An 18920-nucleotide genomic window follows, 5' to 3' on the forward strand; every position below is an offset into this window, starting at 1 on the left:
CGAGGGCACGGCCGTGGTGCTGCTCTCGGTCGACCGGGCCCGGAACATCCAGGTCAACGTCTCGTATCGCAGCCGGGAGTTCGTGTACCTGCCGAGCCTGGACAGCCTGTACCTGCCCCGCGACGCCGACGCGGTCGCCGCGTTCATCGCGCAGCTGGCGCCGCTCCTGATCCACGTGCACTCGCTGGCGGGGCTGCGCTGGAATGCGGCCCGCGCGCTGATGGACCTCGTATCGGGCTCGGGCCGGCCCTATGCCTGGACGCTGCACGACTTCTCGCCGGTGTGCCACCGCAACCACCTGGTGATGCCGGACGGCCGTTACTGCGGCTTGGCGCCGGTGCCCGTGTGCCGGGATTGCCTGGCCTCGGACGCGGACGGCTACGAGGAGCCGGACCCGGGCGAGCGCCGGGCGACGTTCGGGCGGTTCCTGGCCGGGGCGGCGCGGGTGTTCGCGCCGTCCGCCGACACGGCGGATCGGATCGGCGGGGTGTACCCGGAGCTGGCGATCACGGTGCGGCCGCATGTCGAGCCCGACCGGAGCGTACGGTCCACCGCCCTGCGCCGGCCGGGGCGCGTGCGCCGGGTCGCGGTGCTCGGCGCGATCAGCGCGACCAAGGGCGGCCTGTTCCTGCAGGCGCTGGCCACCGACGCGCAGGACCGCAAGCTGCCGCTGCGGTTCGCGATCGTGGGGTTTTCGGACCCGGCGCTGGCGGGCGGCCTGGAGCGGGCCGGGGTGAGCCAGACCGGCCGCTACACCGGCGACGACGAGGCGCTCGACCTCGTCTGGCGGGTCTCGGCCGACCTGGTCCTGCTGCCGGCGATCTGGCCTGAGACCTACTCGTATGCCCTGACGCTGGGGCTGCGGACCGGCCTGCCGGTGGTCGCCTTCGACCTCGGCGCCCAGGGCGACCGCCTGCGCGCCTACCCGAACGGCCACGTCCTGCCCTACGCCCTCCTGAGCGACCCGGCCGCCTTCAACGACCGGCTGCTGGCGATCGACATCTCGGCCGCCGGGGAACTGTCGGTGCCAATCCAGGCGGCCGAATACGACGACCTGATGCGCGACTACTACGTCCTGGACCTGCATCCGGCCGGGACGCAAAACCCACTCGACGAGGACGCCGCATGATCTCCGTCAACGAGGACATGAAGCAGGAGATGCTCCGGCGCGGCATCTCGGTGCTGCACCCGGCCCCGTTCGGCCTGCCGGAGGATTGCACCTTCGAGCCGCCGTGCAGCATCAAGTGGATGGGGATCGATTACTGCCTGACCATGGGGGCGTTCTCGTACGCGGTGAGCGGCTATTATTTCGGCGCCGACATCGCCCGGTACTGCTCGATCGGCGAGAGCGTGCAGGTCGGGCGCGGCAGCCACCCGGTCCATTGCGGCTCGACCTCGCCGCTGTTCTACACGCACCATTCGGCGGTGTTCGACCGGCTCGACCCGCGCGCCGAGGATTACGAGATCTGCGGCCCCTATCTGTGGCCCAAGCGCGTGCGCATCGGCAACGACGTCTATATCGGCCATGGCGCCTTCCTGATGCCCGACATCACCATCGGCGACGGGGCGATCATCGGCGCCATGGCGGTGGTGACCAAGGACGTGCCGCCCTACGCGATCGTCGCCGGCAGCCCGGCCCGGGTGGTGAAGATGCGCTTCCCCGACACACTGATCGAGCGCTACCTGGCGGTGCGCTGGTGGCGCTACGCCTTCTGGGACCTGCGCCAGTGCTCGATCACCGACCCAGAGAAATTCCTCAACGCCGTCGAGGAGCGGATCGCCGGTGGGATGCAGGAGTACCGCCCGGACCTGATCCCGATCCAATCGCTGATCCCGGGCGCCTGAGGCTCACGCTTCCGCGTCGGCGAACCGCGCGACCGGCGCGGTGGCGGCGTTCACGCGGATCGCTGAAGCAGAGGCCATCATCGACAAACACACTTCAGACCCTAATTCATCGGCACATTTCTGCCAGATCGAATAAAGGATCACGGAATAATCCTTTGCCCGATCTATTATAGCTCATATTTATTTTTGGAAAACGCAATGACTCTTTCCCAAAATACGCGGCGATCAATCCGTCTCCACTAAAACTTTCCGCCACATTGTGCTCAGTCAATAGATTGCCTCCCGCCTCTTCAATGATTTTGAGACATCTCTGATGCGTGAGAGGGTCGCCAGAAATAGAGTGGTGATGGGTTGACACGATGCAAAACCGGATCGCGCCGGCCTCAAAGAGCGAGCGGCAGGAATTCAAAACCTCCGTTTCGGCGCCTTGTATGTCACAATGCAAAACATCTATTTCTGCCAAACCCGCTTCCGCCATCAATTGAGGAACGCATACCTGGGGTATTGAAATTACACCCATCGTCTCGGTTTGAAACAACCTCCATTGTATGGCCTGAGCACCAACGGACGCATTGACAAACGATATTGATCTGCCGTTCAAGGCCGCGTTACGTCGTCCAAGGTCGAGATGCTTCGGATCAGGCTCGACTCCAATTACAGTTGCTTGTGGACGTTCTTGCAGCATCCATAGAGAATAGTATGCCCAATTACAGCCAAGCTCAATCATCTTTGGAGAGTCTGGCATCAAATTCACGATTTCTTGAAAAACAATCTCCTCCTGGGGCTCATGGTGTCCGCGCAGTCGGTGAATGATTTCTGTCATCCACGCCCCACAATATCCGCCTGAAATGACCTGCACACCATTGTGCATAATTTGAACTTCGTTCTCATTTCGATAAACCACACATCCAGCTTCAGAAACCTTGGGAATTGCTGCAGCGTCCTGGCAGTTAACGGTCATTTCTATACGAGATCGCAAGTCGCGACTAAGCGGCTCAGTAAGATTTGGTGATTTAAGCATTTGACTTCGATTTAGCATGTTGCTTCTCCGCTCTTTAGATCGCTGCGTTCACTAAAGCGGTGTGGATGCGGTTCCCCGACGCGTGGATAGAGCGCTACTTGGCGGTGCGTTGGTGGCGCTACGCCTTCTGGGACCTGCGCCAGTGCTCGATCACCGACCCGGAAAAATTCCTCGACGCCGTCGAGGAGCGGATCGCCGGCGGGATGCAGGAATACCGCCCGGACCTGATTCCGATCCAATCGCTCGTGCCGGGGGGCTGAGGATCCATCTCCCTCGACAGCGAACCGCGCGAACGCCACCACCAGCGCGTCGGCGGCTGGCCCGCTCAGATCTTAGACGATTTCGCGAATCCGACGCACGGACTTCGTTTTGGCGCGTCGCTATGGTTCCCACGAGGCGCATCAGATGGTCATAGTATAATAAATTTTAGTCCACTTGAGGTCGAGGCCGGGATCGGCCCAGTCAAACAGACTCTCAAACGGTCGGCCCAGTAGCGAGCAGGGTTTCGTCCGCCTTGCTCAGTGGCCGACCGGCGGCCTTGCGATAGAGAACACCGAAACGACGCACCACCGACTCCCAGGTGTGCTCGGCCACAACCTCTCGCCCGCGAGCGGCGAGTTGGTCACGCAAGGAAGCCTCCGACCACAGCTTGAAGATGGCGATAGCTATGTCACCGCTGCTATCGGGATCAAACAGCAACGCACCGCCAGCGGTCTGCGCCGGCAGCGACGTGGCGGTGGAGCAGGCGACAGGGCAACCGAACGCAAAGGCCTCATAGATTGGGCAACTGGTCGCCTCGAACTTCGTCGGCACGAGGACGCCACGGGCAAGGTGGTAGAGCAAAACCAAATCGCGATGGTCGATGTAACCCGCCCATCGGATGCAATCGGTCACATTTAACTCCGCTGCCCGCTCAAGCACGCGCAATGAGAAGGGCACAAACGCCCCTGTAAAGACCATGAGGGGTGCCTCCAGGCCTTGAGCGCGCAACAGCGCAGCGGCTTCCACCAGCTGGATGTGATTCTTGTGCTCCCAGCCGGCCGCCGGATAGAGCAGGAAGCCATCCGGCTGAAGCCGCAGGCGGTCACAGATGGCCCGCACTTCGGCAGGCGTTGGCGGCGTCCGGTCGGCGGCGGGCGGTGCGAACGGAATGATCGGCATTTTTTCGAACGGCACACGGTATTGCCGGTGAACATCATTGGCAATCCAGTGCGATGCTACCGGAACTAACGTCGCTGAGTTACAGAAATACTGATATTCAACTTCGCGCTGCTCAAGTTCTTCTTCTGAAAAGAATTGCGGCAGGTGGAGATGCTGGAGATCGTGTGGATGATACAGGAACGGCAGATCTGAATCGATCGCGAATTGCGACAGGGCGTGCACCACTTCCACACCTGCGGCTCGGAGCGGGCCGGTAGCGTCATGGAATCGTATCCGAAAATTCGTGGTCTCGTCCTGAAAATTGAACTTCCGCTTGGCCAACGGCGTGCCGGCCAGCCTGAACTCGCGCTCGCGCATGGGTCGGGAGTTGGTATCCAGCGGCAGCAGATCGCAATGATCCGGCATGATGGCACGGAGGTCGTCGCGTGCCCCCGCGTTCACAATCAGCGAGAAGCGAAAGTCATCGGCCGGGAGGTGATGAAGATGCGTTACCAGACTGCGTGTGACTTCGGCCACGCCGCCGGCCGCTCCGAGAGAGGCGCGCGCATCAATTGCGACATGGAGCTGTTCGGCCACGGCTCGAAATCCCTTTGAGGAGCCCGCTCAATATTTCCGGGCTTTCACCTCATCGGGCCGTAACCTTGCCTGGGGCTGTCTCACCAGGGAATGCGACCGTACCGCTGGATGAGCGTCGTGTATTCTGTTTGGCTTTGTTGTCTAAGGATCGGATCGACAGCGATTTGGGCCGTGCCGGAGCGGGAATGCACCAAGCGGATGACTAGCGGAGCCAACATCGTGTGCCGCTGAACGTCTACCTTGTCTCCCCCAAAGCGCACGACATTGGCAAGCCAGGGGCGCACCTGTTCCGCCAGCGCGAGGCTGTTCGGCGCCATCGCATCGACGAGATGGCAGCGCTTGATGCCGCTTTCGCCCAGTCGGCCGAGCCACTCATTGTCGAGATGCCAGCGCATGGCCGGATCGAAGCGTCCGACCCGCCGGAGGGTGTCGAATGGCATCATCCAGCCCGACGGAGTCGGAAAATCGTTGATGCGGACGATTTGGCCATGCTCGTCGACCTCGAGCTGAGTCGTCGAGACAAAGCCGTATCCATCTAGGACACCTAGGCTCAAGGCCAGGTATTGTGAATCCCAACGATCATCGTCCTCAAGGAACGCGATGTAGTCGAAACGATCTCCCGCGGCATCAATTCCGGCATTCAGGGCGCCGACCTGTGAGGATGTATCACTTTGAGCCCAGACGATGTCGCTCCGCTCCGCGAGCCGGGGAGGGATGCTCGCGCCTGCATCGATTCCGATGATGAAGGTAAGCGAGACGCGATCCTCTGCAACGATCGTCTGAGCCAAGGCGCTCGCAATTGCTCGCTCCAGAAAATAGTCATTGGGACCAATCTGCTGCAGTCGGGACGGTATAATCACGCCGACTGGAATTTTCTTTGAGATCATTCCGAATCCAAACCGTAAAATTTTGCAGCACTCAGATTGAAAAGATTCGATGAAAATATTGTCTGCGATTTGTCAATATTATTAGCCAAAACAAAGACGCATTATCTTACAAATATCATGATATCAAGTCCATTATCGATCAATGTTCAATATTGGATGCAGGTAGTTGCTCATGCGGAATGGTCGCACTCATTACGATGTATCATATTTTTCTGCTGGCCGTGTCAACGCGCCTCAAATTTACCGTTAAAAAATTCAGCTCACGCAATCTAAGATCATGAACTTATCATACTGGCGATTCCTCAACGCAAAATATCGCCTGAACGAACTGGTATATTACCAGTTCGACGACCTTCATTTGAGAGCGTTTAAATACGTACTTAATAAAATACAATTTATAATAAATGATATTGAAAAACTTCGGTTATCGATTCAAAATACATCATAGACGAGCGTTTTATCACACCTCGCAGACCCGCCCCCGTTATGATGAGTCTCGTCTTCATGGAATTATCGTGACTTCAGCTCATCCTTGTGCGCATCCGTCAGCGATACCGCATGTGCACAGTCGCTCGTTCAGGGCCTCTGGTCGAATGTGACCACCGACAGCCTGTCCTTTTGCCGCACTGATCGAGAATGATGCCGTCTATTCCGCCGCGGGCCGCCACTCCGCCACAGGCCCACCCGCCATCCAGCCGGCGAGGTCGGCCCGGGCGCGATCGGTGAGCGCCCGCCGCTTCAGCACGGCCTTCTCGGGCCCGCGCAGGCGGCGGCCGGTCTCGTTGCGGGGGGCCTGGGCCAGGGGCGGGAACAGGCCGAAATTGACGTTCATCGGCTGGAACGAGCGCGGGGCGTTGGCCTCGCCGTCGGCCGCGACATGGCCGCCGGTGATGTGGGCGATGAGGGCGCCCAGCGCCGTGGTCTGGGGCAGGGGGCTGAGCGGCCGGCCCGCCGCCTCGGCCACCGCGAAGCGGCCGGCCATCAGCCCGATTGCCGCGCTCTCGACATAGCCCTCGCAGCCGGTGATCTGGCCGGCGAAGCGCAAGGTGGGCCGGGCCTTCAGCCGGAGGGTGGTGTCGAGCAGGCGCGGGCTGTCGAGATAGGTGTTGCGGTGCAGGCCGCCGAGCCGCGCGAACTCGGCCCGCTCAAGCCCGGGGATGGTGCGAAAGATCCGGACCTGCTCGGCATAGGTCAGCTTCGTCTGGAAGCCGACCATGTTGTAGAGGGTGCCCAACGCGTTGTCCTGGCGCAGCTGCACGATCGCGCAGGCCTTGACCTGGGGGTCGCGCGGGTTGGTGAGCCCCACGGGCTTCATCGGGCCGTGCCGCAGGGTCTCGGGGCCGCGCTCGGCCATCACCTCGATCGGCAGGCAGCCGTCGAAATACGGCGTGCCCTCCCACTGCTTGAACCCGATCTTCTCGCCCGCCACCAGGGCGGCCACGAAGGCGTCGTACTGCGCCCGGTCCATCGGGCAGTTGAGATAGTCGGCGCCCGTGCCGCCGGGGCCGGGCTTGTCGTAGCGGGACTGGAACCACGCCACGTCCATGTCGATCGAGTCGCGATGGACGATCGGCGCGATGGCGTCGAAGAACGCGAGCGACTCGGCGCCGGTGAGCGCCCGGATGCCCTCGGCGAGCGCCGGGGCGGTCAGCGGGCCGGTGGCGACGATGCAGGGCCCCCACTCCTCCGGGGGCAGGCCCTCGACCTCGCCGCGCACGAGCGTGACGTTGGGGTGCTGTTCCAGGGTCCGGGTCACCGTGGCGGAAAAACCCTCGCGGTCGACCGCGAGCGCGCCCCCCGCCGGCACCTGGTTGGCGTCGGCCGCCCGCATGATCAGCGAGCTTAAGGAGCGCATCTCCTGGTGCAGCAGGCCGACGGCGTTGCTCTCCGGGTCGTCGGAGCGGAACGAGTTCGAGCAGACGAGCTCGGCCAGGCCGTCGGTCTGGTGGGCCTCGGTGCCGCGCACCGGGCGCATCTCGTGGATCACGGCGCGATGGCCGGCCTCGGCCACCTGCCAGGCCGCCTCGGATCCCGCCAGCCCGCCGCCGATGATGTGAAGGGTCTGTGTCATGCCCGAGAATAGCGAAGGACCGTCGCCCGGATCAACGGGCGGCGGTCCTTTGAGTCGAATCGCGATCGTTCGAGGAGATCAGACGCGGGCGATGCCGTGGATCTCGCTGCGGTTGATGCCGAGATCGGCAAGGTCGCGATCCGAGAGGCGGGAGAGCTGGGAAACGGTGTCGCGGTACCGGAGATAGGCGCGGACGCGACTCAGGACGCTACGAGCGGCGGACATGGAGTTCATTGACCTCTGTTCAGGCAGTGGATGGCGCGCCGTTGCGCATCGCTGCCTCTTGTTGGTGCAACGCACATATAAACCTGCCGCGGCGCAGCAGGAGTCATAAGGTCAAGGATCTGATCTGCACGGGCCGCATGGTCGGCTTAAGAAATCGGCAACCTTACGGGGTGGTCATTCTTTGTGCGCATGCCGCGAGCCGGCCTGAACGCGCGAAGGGCGCCCCACCGGCCGGCAGGACGCCCTTCGCAGCGTGGATCGAACTCGATCGCTCAGTAGAACGGGCGCGGGCCGTAGAAGCCGTAGGGCCGGTAAAACGGCCGCGGCCGGACATAGCCGTAGCCGCCGTAATAGACCGGCCGGCGCCAATAGGGGCGAGGGCCCCAGTTCGGGCGGCAGAGGCCCCAGGGGTTCGGGTGGAAGCCCGGGCCGCAGCCGCCCGCCGCCTGGGCGGAGCCCGCGAGCCCGAGGCCGCCGGCGATCGCGGCGGCCATAACGAGTGCCTTCGCGCGCGGTGCGCTCAGAATCGCCATGACAGATCTCCTCGAAGCGTCCGGCGGATCGGCGCCGGTCGAGAGAGAGTCGGCCCCGCCACCTGAACCGACGCTGAGCCTGGGGTTGTATCCGGTGCAGGCTCGCGTCGGCATCCGGGAAACGCAGCCGCGGCGGCGACGGTTTCGCAGGTGCCTGTCAGTGCAGCGAGGGCGTGCGCAGGAACCGCTCCCGGTCCGCCGAGACCAGGGCGAGCTTCACGCTGCGGCCGTCGCGGCGCACGGTGAGCGGAACCCGGACGCCGGCCTCGCCGAGCGCCCAGATGCTGCGGAACAGGGCGGCGAGGTCCGGGACCGGCTCGCCGGCCACGGCCTCGATCACGTCGCCGCTGCGCAGGCCGCCAGTCTCGGCCGGGCCGCCATCGGCGAGCCCCATCACGACGATGCCCTCCTCGCTCTCGGTGGCGTAGAGGCCGAGCCAGGGCCGCGGCGGCCGGTTGGCGCGCCCGCGCGTGGCCAGGTCGTCGAGGATCGGCGGCAGCAGGTCGATCGGCACTACCATGTTGATCGGGCGGGCATTGCTGCTGCCGCCCTGCTGCAATTGCAGGGAGCCGATGCCGAGCAGCTCGCCCTGCGCCCCGATCAGCGCGGTGCCGCCCCAATGGGGGTGGGCCGGGGCGGTGAACAGCGCCTCGTCGAGGACATACTCCCAGTACCCGGCGAATTCCTGCCGGGCGACGACCTCGACCGCGACGCAGCGCTGGCGCCCGCCCGCGCCCGCCACCACCGCCCGGTCGCCGGTCTTCAGCCCGGCCGAGCGGCCGAGCGGCAGGGCCGGAACCCCGAGATCCCCCAGCGCCTGGACCAGGCCGAATCCGGTCGCGGCATCGAAGCCGAGCACGTGGCCCTGCACCGAGCGGCCCTCCCGGGTGGTGAGCCAGACGCTCTCGGCCTCCGTGACCAGGTAGCCGACGGTCAGCACCAGCCCGTCCTCCCGGATCACCACGCCGTTGCCGGCGCGCTCGGTGCCGAGGGTCTCGGCCGTGAAGGCGCTCTCCGGCACCCGCGCCGACAGGGCGAGGACCGACGAGAGCGCCCGATCGAGATCGTAGCCGTAATCGGCAGGCCTGGGCTGGGCCTGCGCGGGGATCTTCCACTCGCCCTGCGTCGCCATGGGATTCCTTCGACTCGTTCGCTCTGCTCCGACGCCGCCGGACGCGCGAAATCGGACTTAGATAGGCAGTCCGCACCGCCTGCGACACCCGTGGCGCGGCGCCGCGCGCGAATCGCTGAGCCGACGATACGTCGAAGATCCTGCGCGGGGCCGGCGATGTGACAGGACGCGCGGGGGCGCTTAGAGCTATCTTACGGGAGCGTGGCCGGCAGGGGAACGGCGCGCAGGCGCGGGAACGGATCTTGGCCGGACCGATCTTTGCCGGGGGCGCATCCCCGGACCGGGGGCCAGCGCCGGGACTGCTCGGCACCGACGAGGCGCGGCTGCGGCGCCTCCTGGCCGAGATCGGGCGCGGCGACTCAGCGGCCCTGGCCGAACTCTACGACCTGACCAGCCCGAAACTCTTCGGCGTGATCCTGCGTATCCAGCGCGACCGGTCGCTCGCCGAGGACATCCTTCAAGACGCGTATCTACGGATCTGGCAGGCGGCCGGGAGCTACGACCCCGAGGCCGGACGCCCGCTGGCCTGGCTGTGCACGATCGCCCGCAACCGGGCGATCGACGGCCTGCGCCGGAAGGGAGCGGCCGAGGTTCAGGGACCGGTGCGGGACGATGGCGAGGATTGGGTGGCGCGGCTGATGGACCCGCACGACGACGCCGCGGCGTTCCTGGACCGGGACGCGCTCGGAGCCTGCCTGGGCCGGCTGGAGCCGGCGCACCGGGATTGCGTGGTGCTGGCCTATTGCGAGGGCCGCTCCCGGGAGGAGCTGGCCCAGCGCTACGACCGGCCGGTCAACACGATCAAGACCTGGCTGCACCGGGCGCTCGCGTCCCTGAAGACCTGCCTGGAGTCGGTCTCGTGAGCGGCGGTCCCGGCGACCTCACGGGGGACTTCGGCTCGGATCCCGGCCCGGATCCCGACCTGCGCGCGGCCGAGTACGTGCTCGGCACCCTCGACCCGGGGGAGCGGGCCGCGATGGCGCGCGTGCTGGCCACCGATGCCGAAGCGGCGGGCCGGGTCCGGGCCTGGGAGCGGCGGCTGGCGCCCCTGCTGTCCGCGATCCCCTCGGTGGTGCCGTCGCCGCGGGTGCGCGCGGCCCTGCTGCGGGCGCTGCCGGCCGGGTCCGGCGGATCGCCCGATCCGCTCGCCCACGATCCCTTCGCCCATCTGCGCCGGCAGGTCCGGCGCTGGCGGATCGCCACCGCGGGGGCCGGGCTGCTGGCGGCCGGGCTGGCTTTGTTCGTGGCGGTCGGGTCGCGGCCGGAATCGGAGGGCGGCCGCTACCTCGCGGTGGTCCAGGGCGGCGGTGCGCTGCCGGCGCTGATCGTGCGCGTCGACACCCGCACCGGGACCGCCCAGGTCCGGCCGGTCGGGGCCGAGGCGCCCGCGGGACGGAGCCTGGAGCTGTGGTATGTCGGCGCCGAGGGGCCGAAGCCGCTCGGCCTCATCGGGGCCGCGGCGAGCCGGGTGAGCCTGCCGCAGGGCGCGGCGCCGGACGGGGTGCTGGCGGTCTCCGTGGAGCCGCCGGGCGGCTCGCCGAGCGGCCAGCCCACGGGACCGGTGGTCTATACCGGCAAGATGATCGCCGAGTAGGGACCCCGGAGGAGCCCGCGGCGCCGGAGCGGCACCGCGGGCCGTCAGGTCACGAAAGCCGGATCAGGGCGTCAGCACGGCGTTGATCACGTGGATCACGCCGTTCGACTGCATCACGTTCGGGATCGTCACCGTGGCGGTGCCGCCCTTCACGTCGGTGATCAGGACCTTCTTGCCCTGCACCGCCACGGCGAGCGGCTCGCCCTCCACCGTGGTGAGCTGGCCCTGGCCGCCGCCCTTCTTGACGAGCGCCACCAGATCCTGGGCGGTGTAGACGCCCGGGACCACATGGTAGGTCAGGATCTTGGTCAGCGTCGGCTTGTTCTGCGGCTGCACGAGGCTCTCGACCGTGCCCGGCGGCAGCTTGGCGAAGGCGGCGTTGGTGGGCGCGAACACCGTGAACGGGCCGGGGCCGCTCAGCGTGTCGACGAGGCCCGCGGCCTTCACGGCGGCGACCAGCGTGGTGTGGTCCTTTGAGTTGACCGCGTTCTCGACGATCGTCTTGTTGGCGTACATCGGCGCGCCGCCGACCATCGGGTTCTTGGCCTGGGCCGCGCCGGTGGCGCCCAGACCGAGGGCGAGAGCGAAGGCGACGGCCCGGGCCGCGCGCCGGCCGCTGAGAGCGTTGAGCATCTTGTGTTTCCTTCCGTCAGGCATCCCGTGATCGCGCTGTGCTCGGGATTGCGTGGCCGCTTACGGGGCCTCGGGCGGAAAGGTTTCACAGGATCTGACGATCGGCCCCGGTCCGGGCCGGACATGAAAAAACCGCCCGGCGGAGGCCGGGCGGTTCGCCGTCCGGGCGGACGGTGTCGTGGAGAGCCGGGAGCCCCCGCCGCCTTGGCGGCGGGAGACCGGTATTGCGGTCGATCAATACTTGCGGACCAGGGCGGTCGGGACCGGCGAGGCGGGCGCCGGCGAGTACAGCGGCACGATCAGGCGCAGCCAGCCGTCCGTCGAATAGTCGCTGCGGGCGCGGCTGAACGGCGTCGCGGCGATCTGCGCGCCGGTGACCACGTCGCGGGCGATGTAGGCCTGCACGGTGAAGACCTTGAAGTCGTAGCCGATTAGACCACCCAGGGCGAACCTGCCCCGGTTATTGGCTGCCAAGCTAGCCTGGCTGATGTCGAAGTTGTAGGTGCCGTAGCCGACGGCGCCGATCTCGAAGTTGCCGAACTTCTTCGTCGCCGTGAGATCAAAGTTCAGGGCGTCCGAGATGCGAAGCGGACCAATAGCGGCGCCGACCTGGCCGGGGAAGCGGCCGGGCGAGTCGTAGATGTTGGCGGTCAGGTTGGCAGTGATGTTGTAGCCGTCACCCGTGTAGCTGCCGGCCACGCCAAAGCGGTAGGTGTTGGAGGCGAGCTGCCCCAGCACCGGGGTGCCGACCACCCGACCATTAACGACACCGCCATTGATCGAGCCGCGGTCACCGTCGAGGTCGTTCAGGTACGCACCGCCCAGCAAGCTGACGCCGAAGTTGCTGCCGAGATCAAACGCCCAGATGCCGCCGACGAAGGTACCGACGTTGATCGAGATGTCCTTATTGCGCACGCCCGCCGGGTTGCGGGTGAACGCGAACACGGTCGGGGGCGCCACGAGCAGTTCGACGCGGCCGCCGAACGGCACCAGCGGGGTCGACCAGACCAGCACCGGGATGTTGACGGCCGTATCGGGATCGTTCCGGCCGTCGGTGCGGCGGAACGTGAAGGTGTTGATCGCGTAAACGCCCTCGGGCAGCGGCGCGCCGATGGCGAGGCCGACCTGCTCGCCCGGAACCGTCGTGGTCTGCGCCTGAGCGATCGTCGAGGTCATGCCGACCGTGAGCGCGACCGCGCCGGCCGCGAGCCAGTTCTTCATCATTGTTTCATTCCTTCCCAAGGTCTGAAGGCATCCGTCCCGCATTCGGCACTACCCTGCCGGTCTGCTCGCCATCAGCGGCTGCCGGCTTCCGGTCTGCCGAGCGCCCCCACGGAGCCCGCCCGTCTCAACGCTGCTGACTATTCTACAGAGACCTGCGGAATGACAGTGGAATGCTGGTCGAAGCGGCAAAACCGGCCGAACCGTTGCGCAAAAGCCGCATTTTTGCGGCGATGCAACACAGTCCCCAGGATTGAATATCTGAGCCCTGGCCGGCAAAATATCGTTGAACGGTCAAGCTGTTGATGGCGCCACCCCGCGGGAGAATCCGGCAAGCCTGGACGGGCGAACGGGCAGAGGCCCGTCCGGCGCAGGCGGCCGGAAATCCCGGTCCGGACGGCCCGGACCGGGCGCCGGCTCTCCGAATCACCCACCGTTGCCGGCGATCCCGATCGGAATCTCGGTCGTCACCCGGCAGAATCTGCCGATCCGGATCGCGTTGGCGCCTATTCGGCGGCGCTGCGGCGGCCGGTCTGCGGGGCGGGGCGCCGGGCCAGCACCTCGCGCAGGAACCGGCCGGTATGGCTGGCCTTCGAGCGAGCGATCTCCTCCGGCGTGCCGAGCGCCACAACCCGGCCGCCGCCGTCGCCGCCCTCGGGACCCATGTCGACCACCCAGTCGGCGGTCTTGATCACTTCCAGGTTGTGCTCGATCACCACGACCGTGTTGCCCTGGTCGACCAGTTCGTGGAGCACCTCCATGAGCTTGGCCACGTCGTGGAAGTGCAGCCCGGTGGTCGGCTCGTCGAGGATGTAGAGGGTGCGGCCCGTGGCGCGCTTCGACAGCTCCTTGGACAGCTTCACCCGCTGCGCCTCGCCCCCCGACAGGGTGGTCGCCTGCTGGCCGACATGGACGTAGTGCAGGCCGACGCGCTTCAGGGTCTCAAGCTTCTCGCGGATCGCCGGCACCGCCTTGAACAGCTCGGCCGCCTCCTCGACGGTGGAATCGAGCACGTCGGCGATAGACTTGCCGCGGTACTTCACCTCCAGGGTCTCGCGGTCGTAGCGCTTGCCCTTGCACACGTCGCAGGTGACGTAGACGTCCGGCAGGAAGTGCATCTCGATCTTGATGACGCCGTCGCCCGAGCAGGCCTCGCAGCGCCCGCCCTTCACGTTGAACGAGAAGCGCCCCGGCTGGTAGCCGCGGGCCTTGGCCTCGGGCAGGCCCGCGAACCAGTCCCGGATCGGCGTGAACGCGCCGATATAGGTGGCCGGGTTCGAGCGCGGCGTGCGCCCGATCGGCGACTGGTCGATGTCGATGACCTTGTCGAGATGCTCCAGCCCCTCGAGCCGGTCATACGGAGCCGGGTGCTCCAGCGCCCCGTTCAGCTTTTTCGCGACGGCCTTGTACAGGGTGTCGATCACCAGGGTGGACTTGCCGCCGCCCGAGACGCCGGTGATGCAGGTGAAGGTCCCGAGGGGCACCTCGATATCCACGTCCTTGAGGTTGTTGCCCCGGGCGCCGAACACCCCAAGCTTGCCCTTCCGGCCTTTTCGACGCGCAGCGGGCGTGCGCACCGACAGCGCGCCGGTGAGGTACTTGGCCGTGAGCGAGGCCGGGTTGGCCAGCACCTCGGCGGGGGTGCCCTGGGCGATGATCTCGCCGCCATGGATGCCCGCGCCCGGGCCGACATCGACCACGTAGTCGGCCTGCAGGATCGCATCCTCGTCGTGCTCGACCACGATCACCGAATTGCCGAGGTCGCGCAGGCGCTTGAGGGTGCCGAGCAGCCGCTCGTTGTCGCGCTGGTGCAGACCGATCGAGGGCTCGTCCAGCACGTAGAGCACGCCGGTCAGCCCGGAGCCAATCTGCGAGGCCAGCCGGATGCGCTGGCTCTCGCCCCCCGACAGAGAGCCGGAGCCGCGGGCCAGCGTCAGGTATTCGAGGCCGACATCCACCAGGAAGCTGAGCCGGTCGCGGATTTCTTTTAGAATTCTGACCGCGATCTCATTTTGCTTGGCCGTCAACTTCTCCGGCAATTCGGAGAACCAGCGATGGGCTTCCGAAACGGATAGAGCCGTCACGTCGCCGATATCGGCCATGGCGATCTTTACGGCCAGCGCCTCGGGCTTCAGCCGCTTGCCGCCGCAGGACGCGCAGGGCGTCTCGCTCATGAAGCGGCCGATCTCTTCCCGGACGGCGTCCGAGTCGCTTTCCTTGTAGCGGCGCTCCAGGTTCGGGATCACGCCCTCGAACGGCTTGTTGACCGCATACTTGCGCAACCCGTCGTCGTAGGCGAAGCGGATCGCCTGCTTGCCGGAGCCGTACAGCACGACGGCGCGGGCCGCCTCCGGCAGGCTCTGCCAGGGCACGCTGGTCTTGAAGCCGTAATGCTCCGCCAGCGCGTCCAGCGTCTGGCCGTAATACGGCGAGGTCGATTTCGCCCAGGGGCCGATCGCGCCGCGCTTGAGGCTGAGGCCTGCGTCCGAGATCACCAGCTCCGGGTCGATCCGCATCTCGTGGCCGATGCCGCCGCAGGTCGGGCAGGCGCCGAACGGGTTGTTGAACGAGAACAGCCGCGGCTCGATCTCCGCGATGGTGAAGCCCGAGACCGGGCAGGCGAAGCGCGACGAGAACGTGATCGTCCGGGGCTCCTCGCCCTCGGGGGCGTCCGCGAACACGATCTCGCTGATGCCGTCGGCGAGCTCCAGGGCGGTCTCGAACGAATCGGCCAGCCGCGCGGCGATGTCGGCCCGCACCACGATCCGGTCGACCACCACGTCGATGTCGTGCTTGAACTTCTTGTCGAGCTTGGGCGCGTCGTCGATCGCGTAATACTCACCGTCGATCCGCAGCCGCTGAAAACCTTTCTTTTGGTACTCGGCGATTTCCTTGCGGTACTCGCCCTTTCGGCCGCGCACCACCGGAGCGAGCAAATACAGCCGGCTCTTCTCCGGCAGCTCCAGCACCCGATCGACCATCTGCTGGACGGTCTGGCTCTCGATCGGCAGGCCGGTGGCCGGGGAGTACGGGATGCCGACCCGCGCCCAGAGCAGGCGCATGTAGTCGTAGATCTCGGTCACCGTCCCCACGGTGGAGCGGGGGTTTTTCGAGGTGGTCTTCTGCTCGATGGAGATCGCCGGCGAGAGCCCGTCGATCTGGTCGACATCGGGCTTGGACATCATCTCCAGGAACTGGCGGGCATAGGCCGAGAGCGACTCGACGTAGCGGCGCTGCCCCTCGGCGTAGATCGTGTCGAAGGCGAGCGACGACTTGCCCGAGCCCGACAGCCCGGTGAACACCACGAGCTTGTCCCGGGGGATCGTCAGGTCGACGTTCTTGAGATTGTGCTCCCGGGCGCCCCGGACCGTGATCACCCGCCGGTCGGCGGCGGTCGGCTGCGCGGCGTCGAACAGGGCTTCCAGCTTGGCGTCGGTGGCGGCCTCGTTCCGCATGTCGGTGCGGGGGGAGGCGGGCGACGCGGCCTTTTTCATACGCGCGGGTTTGGCCGGGGCCGCTGTCTTCGCGGGCGTTTTGGGCGAAGACGCCGTCACGGGAGCGGGTTTGGGGGCGGCTTTGCTGGCGCCGACGCGGGGTCCGACTCGGGTTCCGGCTTGGGCTTTGGCCATGAGGGCGGCGGTCTTTCGAGGCGTCGACGCGGTCGGGGCTGGCTTGCGCGCGGGTCAGCCGCCGCACCCGCTCATGTCGAGCCCGGAGCGGTCGACGGCAAGGTGGGATCGGCGGGACGCAGGCCCGTCATGCGATGCCCTTGCTAGAACGAAACGCGTACGCCGGCAACCGCTCACCGGAAGCCTGTCGTTTCGCGGCCGGAAAGTCGGGGTTTCCAAAGGGCTTGCGGCCCTTTGGCGGGGTGTCGGGGCGGCGCCCCGATCATCGGGCGAAGCCCGACAGCAGGGCGCTGCCCTGCACCCGCAAAAGGTCCCGGACCTTTTGAATCCAGGACTTCACGCGTCGGCGTTGCGCGCCATGAAGGTGGCGGGGGTGCCGTCCTCGGGGTTCACGAAGATGATGTCGGTGGGCGCCCGCCGCGGGGTGTCGATCGACAGGAACGTCACCGGCTCGTCCGGGGCGATCTCCGGCATCGCGTGCACCGTGCCCTTCTCGAAGAACAAGAGCTGGCCGGGGCCGAACGTCGTCAGGTTCGCGGGGTCGCCCAGCCAGACGGTGCCGCGTCCCGACAGGCAGTACAGGTACTCGTCGCAGGTGGCGTGATAGTGCGGCGGGGTCGGGCGGTAGACCCGGAACACCCGGGCGCTCGCCGCCGCCCGGTCGGTCAGGTAGGTGTCGACCAGGAGCGTCTGCGCGCTGTCGGGCAGAGCCGCCGCCAGCGCCGCCACGTCGAAGAGGCCGGTGCCGGTCTCGGTCATGGCGCCCGCCTCACTGCGAAAAGCCTTCGAGCACGATCTTGCCCTTGGCCCGCCCGCTCTCGATCAGCGCGTGGGCGCGCCGGAGGTTCCGGGCGTCGATCCGCCCGTAATGCTCACCCAGGGTGGTGCGCAGGCGCCCCGCATCCACCAGCCGCGCGATTTCGTCGAGGAGCGCGCCCTGGGCGCCGATGTCGGACGTGCCGAACATCGAGCGGGTGAACATGAACTCCCAGTGCAGCGACAGGCTCTTGCGCTTGAGCAGGGCCACGTCGAGCTGCGCGGGATCGTCGATCAGGGCGAACCGGCCCTGCGGCGCGATCAGCTCGGCGATCTCGGCCAGATGCGCGTCGGTGTTGGTGGTCGAGAACACGAGGCCCGGCGCGCCGAGGCCCAGAGACGCCACCTCGGCGGCCAGCGGCCGAGCGTGGTCGATCACGTGGTGGGCGCCGAGATCCCGGCACCAGGCCGCCGTCTCGGGCCGGGACGCGGTGGCGATCACGGTCAGGTCGGTGAGCTGCCGGGCGAGCTGGATCGCCACCGAGCCGACACCGCCCGCGCCGCCGACGATCAGGATCGCCAGGGCGGCGCCCGGCACCGGCTTGCCGGTGCCTGACTTGCCGGTGTCGAGCCGGTCGAACAGGGCCTCCCAGGCTGTGATCGCGGTGAGCGGCAGGGCCGCGGCCTGCGCCCAGTCGAGGCTGGCGGGCTTGTGCCCGACGATGCGCGCGTCGACGCAATGATATTCGGCGTTGGTCCCCGGCCGGGTGAGGTCGCCCGCGTAGAACACCGCGTCCCCGACGGAAAAGCCCTCGGCCTCCGCACCCGTGGCGACCACGGTGCCGGCGGCGTCCCAGCCCAGAATCTTGACCCCGCCCGCCTCGGGCTCGGCTCGCACGCGGACCTTGGTGTCGACCGGGTTCACCGAGACCGCCTCGACCTTCACCAGCAGGTCACGGGGTCCGGGCTCGGGCCGGGGCAGATCGAAATCGACCAGGGCCTCGGCCTCGGTGATCGGCAGGGATTTTCTGTATCCGACGGCGCGCATCGCAATCTCCTCCGGCTGTCGGGCCAGGAGATGCCGTCCGCCTCCACGGAGCGCAAGTACGCACATAAAACGCCGATAGTGCCAAGAATGATACCGTCCAATGATACCATCCGATGAGACCGTCGAGGCTCCCGCCATGCCCCGCATCCGGGACCATCGCGGCACGTGCAGCCCCGGCTGCGCCGTCGAGGCCACCCTCCGGCTCATCGACGGCAAGTGGAAGGGCGTGATCCTCAACCACCTGCTGGAAGGGACCCTGCGCTTCGCCGCGATTCGCCGGCGGCTGGCGAGCGTGACGCAGCGCATGCTGACGAACCAGCTGCGCGAGATGGAGGCGGACGGCCTGATCGCGCGGAAGGTCTACGCCGAGGTGCCCCCGAAGGTGGAGTACAGCCTGACCGAGCGGGGCCGGTCCCTGGAGCCGGTCATCCACGCGCTGAAGGCATGGGGCGATCGGCATGCCGAACTCGCGGCCGACCTGCAGGCGGATGCGGCGGATACGGTTCGGACTGCCGCCTGATTGTGCATCGCACGCAGCGGCAAGGCCCTGCACCGTAACGGTGTTTTTATATCCGTGCCGGATCATTA

Annotated in this window: 17 protein-coding genes and 1 pseudogene; 6 read left to right on the forward strand and 12 right to left on the reverse strand. The window is 66.6% G+C overall.

Features of this window, described 5'->3' with window-relative positions; genetic code table 11:
• Positions 1–1129 (forward strand): annotated as a pseudogene (locus MKL09_RS11650) (glycosyltransferase); the annotation flags it as partial.
• Positions 1126–1845 carry a CatB-related O-acetyltransferase gene (locus tag MKL09_RS31980; RefSeq protein WP_279605828.1) on the forward strand — a complete coding sequence of 240 codons (720 nt, stop codon included), beginning with the start codon at positions 1126–1128 and terminating at the stop codon, positions 1843–1845. The pseudogene MKL09_RS11650 and the gene MKL09_RS31980, both read left to right, overlap by 4 nt.
• 106 nt (positions 1846–1951) lie before the next feature.
• On the opposite strand, the gene MKL09_RS11660 is transcribed toward MKL09_RS31980, so the two are convergent.
• Entirely contained in the window at positions 1952–2806 is an 855-nt protein-coding gene (locus MKL09_RS11660; protein ID WP_244020294.1) for an FkbM family methyltransferase, read from the reverse strand.
• A gap of 125 nt (positions 2807–2931) precedes the next feature.
• Between MKL09_RS11660 and MKL09_RS11665 the strand changes: the two genes are divergently transcribed.
• Positions 2932–3126 carry a hypothetical protein gene (locus MKL09_RS11665; protein WP_244020295.1) on the forward strand — a complete coding sequence of 65 codons (195 nt, stop codon included), beginning with the start codon at positions 2932–2934 and terminating at the stop codon, positions 3124–3126.
• A gap of 214 nt (positions 3127–3340) precedes the next feature.
• Here MKL09_RS11665 and MKL09_RS32195 read toward each other — a convergent pair whose 3' ends face one another.
• From MKL09_RS32195 to MKL09_RS11695, 6 genes are all read right to left on the reverse strand, one after another.
• The gene (locus MKL09_RS32195) at positions 3341–4603 is read right to left on the reverse strand and encodes a glycosyltransferase family 4 protein (RefSeq protein WP_244020296.1); all 1263 of its coding nucleotides are present in this window, start codon (positions 4601–4603) and stop codon (positions 3341–3343) included.
• 80 nt (positions 4604–4683) lie between these two features.
• A complete protein-coding gene (locus MKL09_RS11675; protein ID WP_244020297.1) occupies positions 4684–5490 on the reverse strand; it encodes a glycosyltransferase family A protein in 807 nt (268 codons plus the stop codon).
• Between the two features lie 646 nt (positions 5491–6136).
• Entirely contained in the window at positions 6137–7561 is a 1425-nt protein-coding gene (trmFO, locus tag MKL09_RS11680; RefSeq protein ID WP_244020298.1) for a methylenetetrahydrofolate--tRNA-(uracil(54)-C(5))-methyltransferase (FADH(2)-oxidizing) TrmFO, read from the reverse strand.
• Between the two features lie 78 nt (positions 7562–7639).
• Positions 7640–7786: a DUF1127 domain-containing protein gene (locus MKL09_RS11685; protein ID WP_007566967.1), complete on the reverse strand. Its 147-nt coding sequence runs from the start codon at positions 7784–7786 to the stop codon at positions 7640–7642.
• A 272-nt stretch (positions 7787–8058) separates the two neighbouring features.
• A complete protein-coding gene (locus tag MKL09_RS11690; protein ID WP_244020299.1) occupies positions 8059–8319 on the reverse strand; it encodes a GCG_CRPN prefix-to-repeats domain-containing protein in 261 nt (86 codons plus the stop codon).
• Between the two features lie 157 nt (positions 8320–8476).
• Positions 8477–9451: a S1C family serine protease gene (locus MKL09_RS11695; RefSeq protein WP_244020300.1), complete on the reverse strand. Its 975-nt coding sequence runs from the start codon at positions 9449–9451 to the stop codon at positions 8477–8479.
• Between the two features lie 299 nt (positions 9452–9750).
• Here MKL09_RS11695 and MKL09_RS11700 point away from each other — a divergent pair, with 299 nt between their 5' ends.
• On the forward strand, positions 9751–10314 hold the full coding sequence (locus tag MKL09_RS11700; protein WP_244020398.1) for a sigma-70 family RNA polymerase sigma factor: 564 nt from the start codon (positions 9751–9753) through the stop codon (positions 10312–10314).
• Positions 10311–11045, forward strand: coding sequence for an anti-sigma factor domain-containing protein (locus MKL09_RS11705; RefSeq protein ID WP_244020301.1), 735 nt, complete (start codon positions 10311–10313; stop codon positions 11043–11045). Before MKL09_RS11700 ends, MKL09_RS11705 begins: the two co-directional genes overlap by 4 nt.
• 63 nt (positions 11046–11108) lie before the next feature.
• Here MKL09_RS11705 and MKL09_RS11710 read toward each other — a convergent pair whose 3' ends face one another.
• The 5 genes from MKL09_RS11710 to MKL09_RS11730 all read right to left on the reverse strand — a co-directional run bounded on the left by MKL09_RS11710 (position 11109) and on the right by MKL09_RS11730 (position 18332).
• The gene (locus MKL09_RS11710; RefSeq protein ID WP_244020302.1) at positions 11109–11678 is read right to left on the reverse strand and encodes a fasciclin domain-containing protein; all 570 of its coding nucleotides are present in this window, start codon (positions 11676–11678) and stop codon (positions 11109–11111) included.
• A gap of 234 nt (positions 11679–11912) precedes the next feature.
• The gene (locus MKL09_RS11715; RefSeq protein ID WP_244020303.1) at positions 11913–12902 is read right to left on the reverse strand and encodes a transporter; all 990 of its coding nucleotides are present in this window, start codon (positions 12900–12902) and stop codon (positions 11913–11915) included.
• Positions 12903–13405: 503 nt separating this feature from the next.
• Positions 13406–16393, reverse strand: a complete 2988-nt coding sequence (uvrA, locus tag MKL09_RS11720; protein ID WP_409566924.1) for an excinuclease ABC subunit UvrA — start codon at positions 16391–16393, stop codon at positions 13406–13408.
• Between the two features lie 471 nt (positions 16394–16864).
• A complete protein-coding gene (locus tag MKL09_RS11725) occupies positions 16865–17287 on the reverse strand; it encodes a cupin domain-containing protein (RefSeq protein ID WP_244020306.1) in 423 nt (140 codons plus the stop codon).
• A gap of 10 nt (positions 17288–17297) precedes the next feature.
• Complete coding sequence (locus MKL09_RS11730) at positions 17298–18332, reverse strand: zinc-binding alcohol dehydrogenase family protein (RefSeq protein WP_244020308.1); 1035 nt, start codon at positions 18330–18332, stop codon at positions 17298–17300.
• 136 nt (positions 18333–18468) lie between these two features.
• Between MKL09_RS11730 and MKL09_RS11735 the strand changes: the two genes are divergently transcribed.
• Positions 18469–18852: a winged helix-turn-helix transcriptional regulator gene (locus tag MKL09_RS11735; protein ID WP_244020399.1), complete on the forward strand. Its 384-nt coding sequence runs from the start codon at positions 18469–18471 to the stop codon at positions 18850–18852.
• Positions 18853–18920: the final 68 nt, after the last annotated feature.

The sequence above is a fragment of the Methylobacterium sp. J-048 genome (assembly GCF_022829515.1).
Classification (GTDB): Bacteria; Pseudomonadota; Alphaproteobacteria; order Rhizobiales; family Beijerinckiaceae; genus Methylobacterium.

Coding starts and splice junctions, on each gene's coding strand:
- MKL09_RS11715 (WP_244020303.1), bottom strand. CDS start 12,902: ATGATGAAGAACTGGCTCGCGGCCGGCGCGGTCGCGCTCACGGTCGGC.
- MKL09_RS11685 (WP_007566967.1), bottom strand. CDS start 7,786: ATGTCCGCCGCTCGTAGCGTCCTGAGTCGCGTCCGCGCCTATCTCCGG.
- MKL09_RS11690 (WP_244020299.1), bottom strand. CDS start 8,319: ATGGCGATTCTGAGCGCACCGCGCGCGAAGGCACTCGTTATGGCCGCC.
- MKL09_RS11735 (WP_244020399.1), top strand. CDS start 18,469: ATGCCCCGCATCCGGGACCATCGCGGCACGTGCAGCCCCGGCTGCGCC.
- MKL09_RS11660 (WP_244020294.1), bottom strand. CDS start 2,806: ATGACCGTTAACTGCCAGGACGCTGCAGCAATTCCCAAGGTTTCTGAA.
- MKL09_RS11695 (WP_244020300.1), bottom strand. CDS start 9,451: ATGGCGACGCAGGGCGAGTGGAAGATCCCCGCGCAGGCCCAGCCCAGG.
- trmFO (WP_244020298.1), bottom strand. CDS start 7,561: ATGACACAGACCCTTCACATCATCGGCGGCGGGCTGGCGGGATCCGAG.
- MKL09_RS11730 (WP_244020308.1), bottom strand. CDS start 18,332: ATGCGCGCCGTCGGATACAGAAAATCCCTGCCGATCACCGAGGCCGAG.
- MKL09_RS11725 (WP_244020306.1), bottom strand. CDS start 17,287: ATGACCGAGACCGGCACCGGCCTCTTCGACGTGGCGGCGCTGGCGGCG.
- MKL09_RS11675 (WP_244020297.1), bottom strand. CDS start 5,490: ATGATCTCAAAGAAAATTCCAGTCGGCGTGATTATACCGTCCCGACTG.
- MKL09_RS31980 (WP_279605828.1), top strand. CDS start 1,126: ATGATCTCCGTCAACGAGGACATGAAGCAGGAGATGCTCCGGCGCGGC.
- MKL09_RS11710 (WP_244020302.1), bottom strand. CDS start 11,678: ATGCTCAACGCTCTCAGCGGCCGGCGCGCGGCCCGGGCCGTCGCCTTC.
- MKL09_RS11665 (WP_244020295.1), top strand. CDS start 2,932: ATGCGGTTCCCCGACGCGTGGATAGAGCGCTACTTGGCGGTGCGTTGG.
- uvrA (WP_409566924.1), bottom strand. CDS start 16,393: ATGAAAAAGGCCGCGTCGCCCGCCTCCCCCCGCACCGACATGCGGAAC.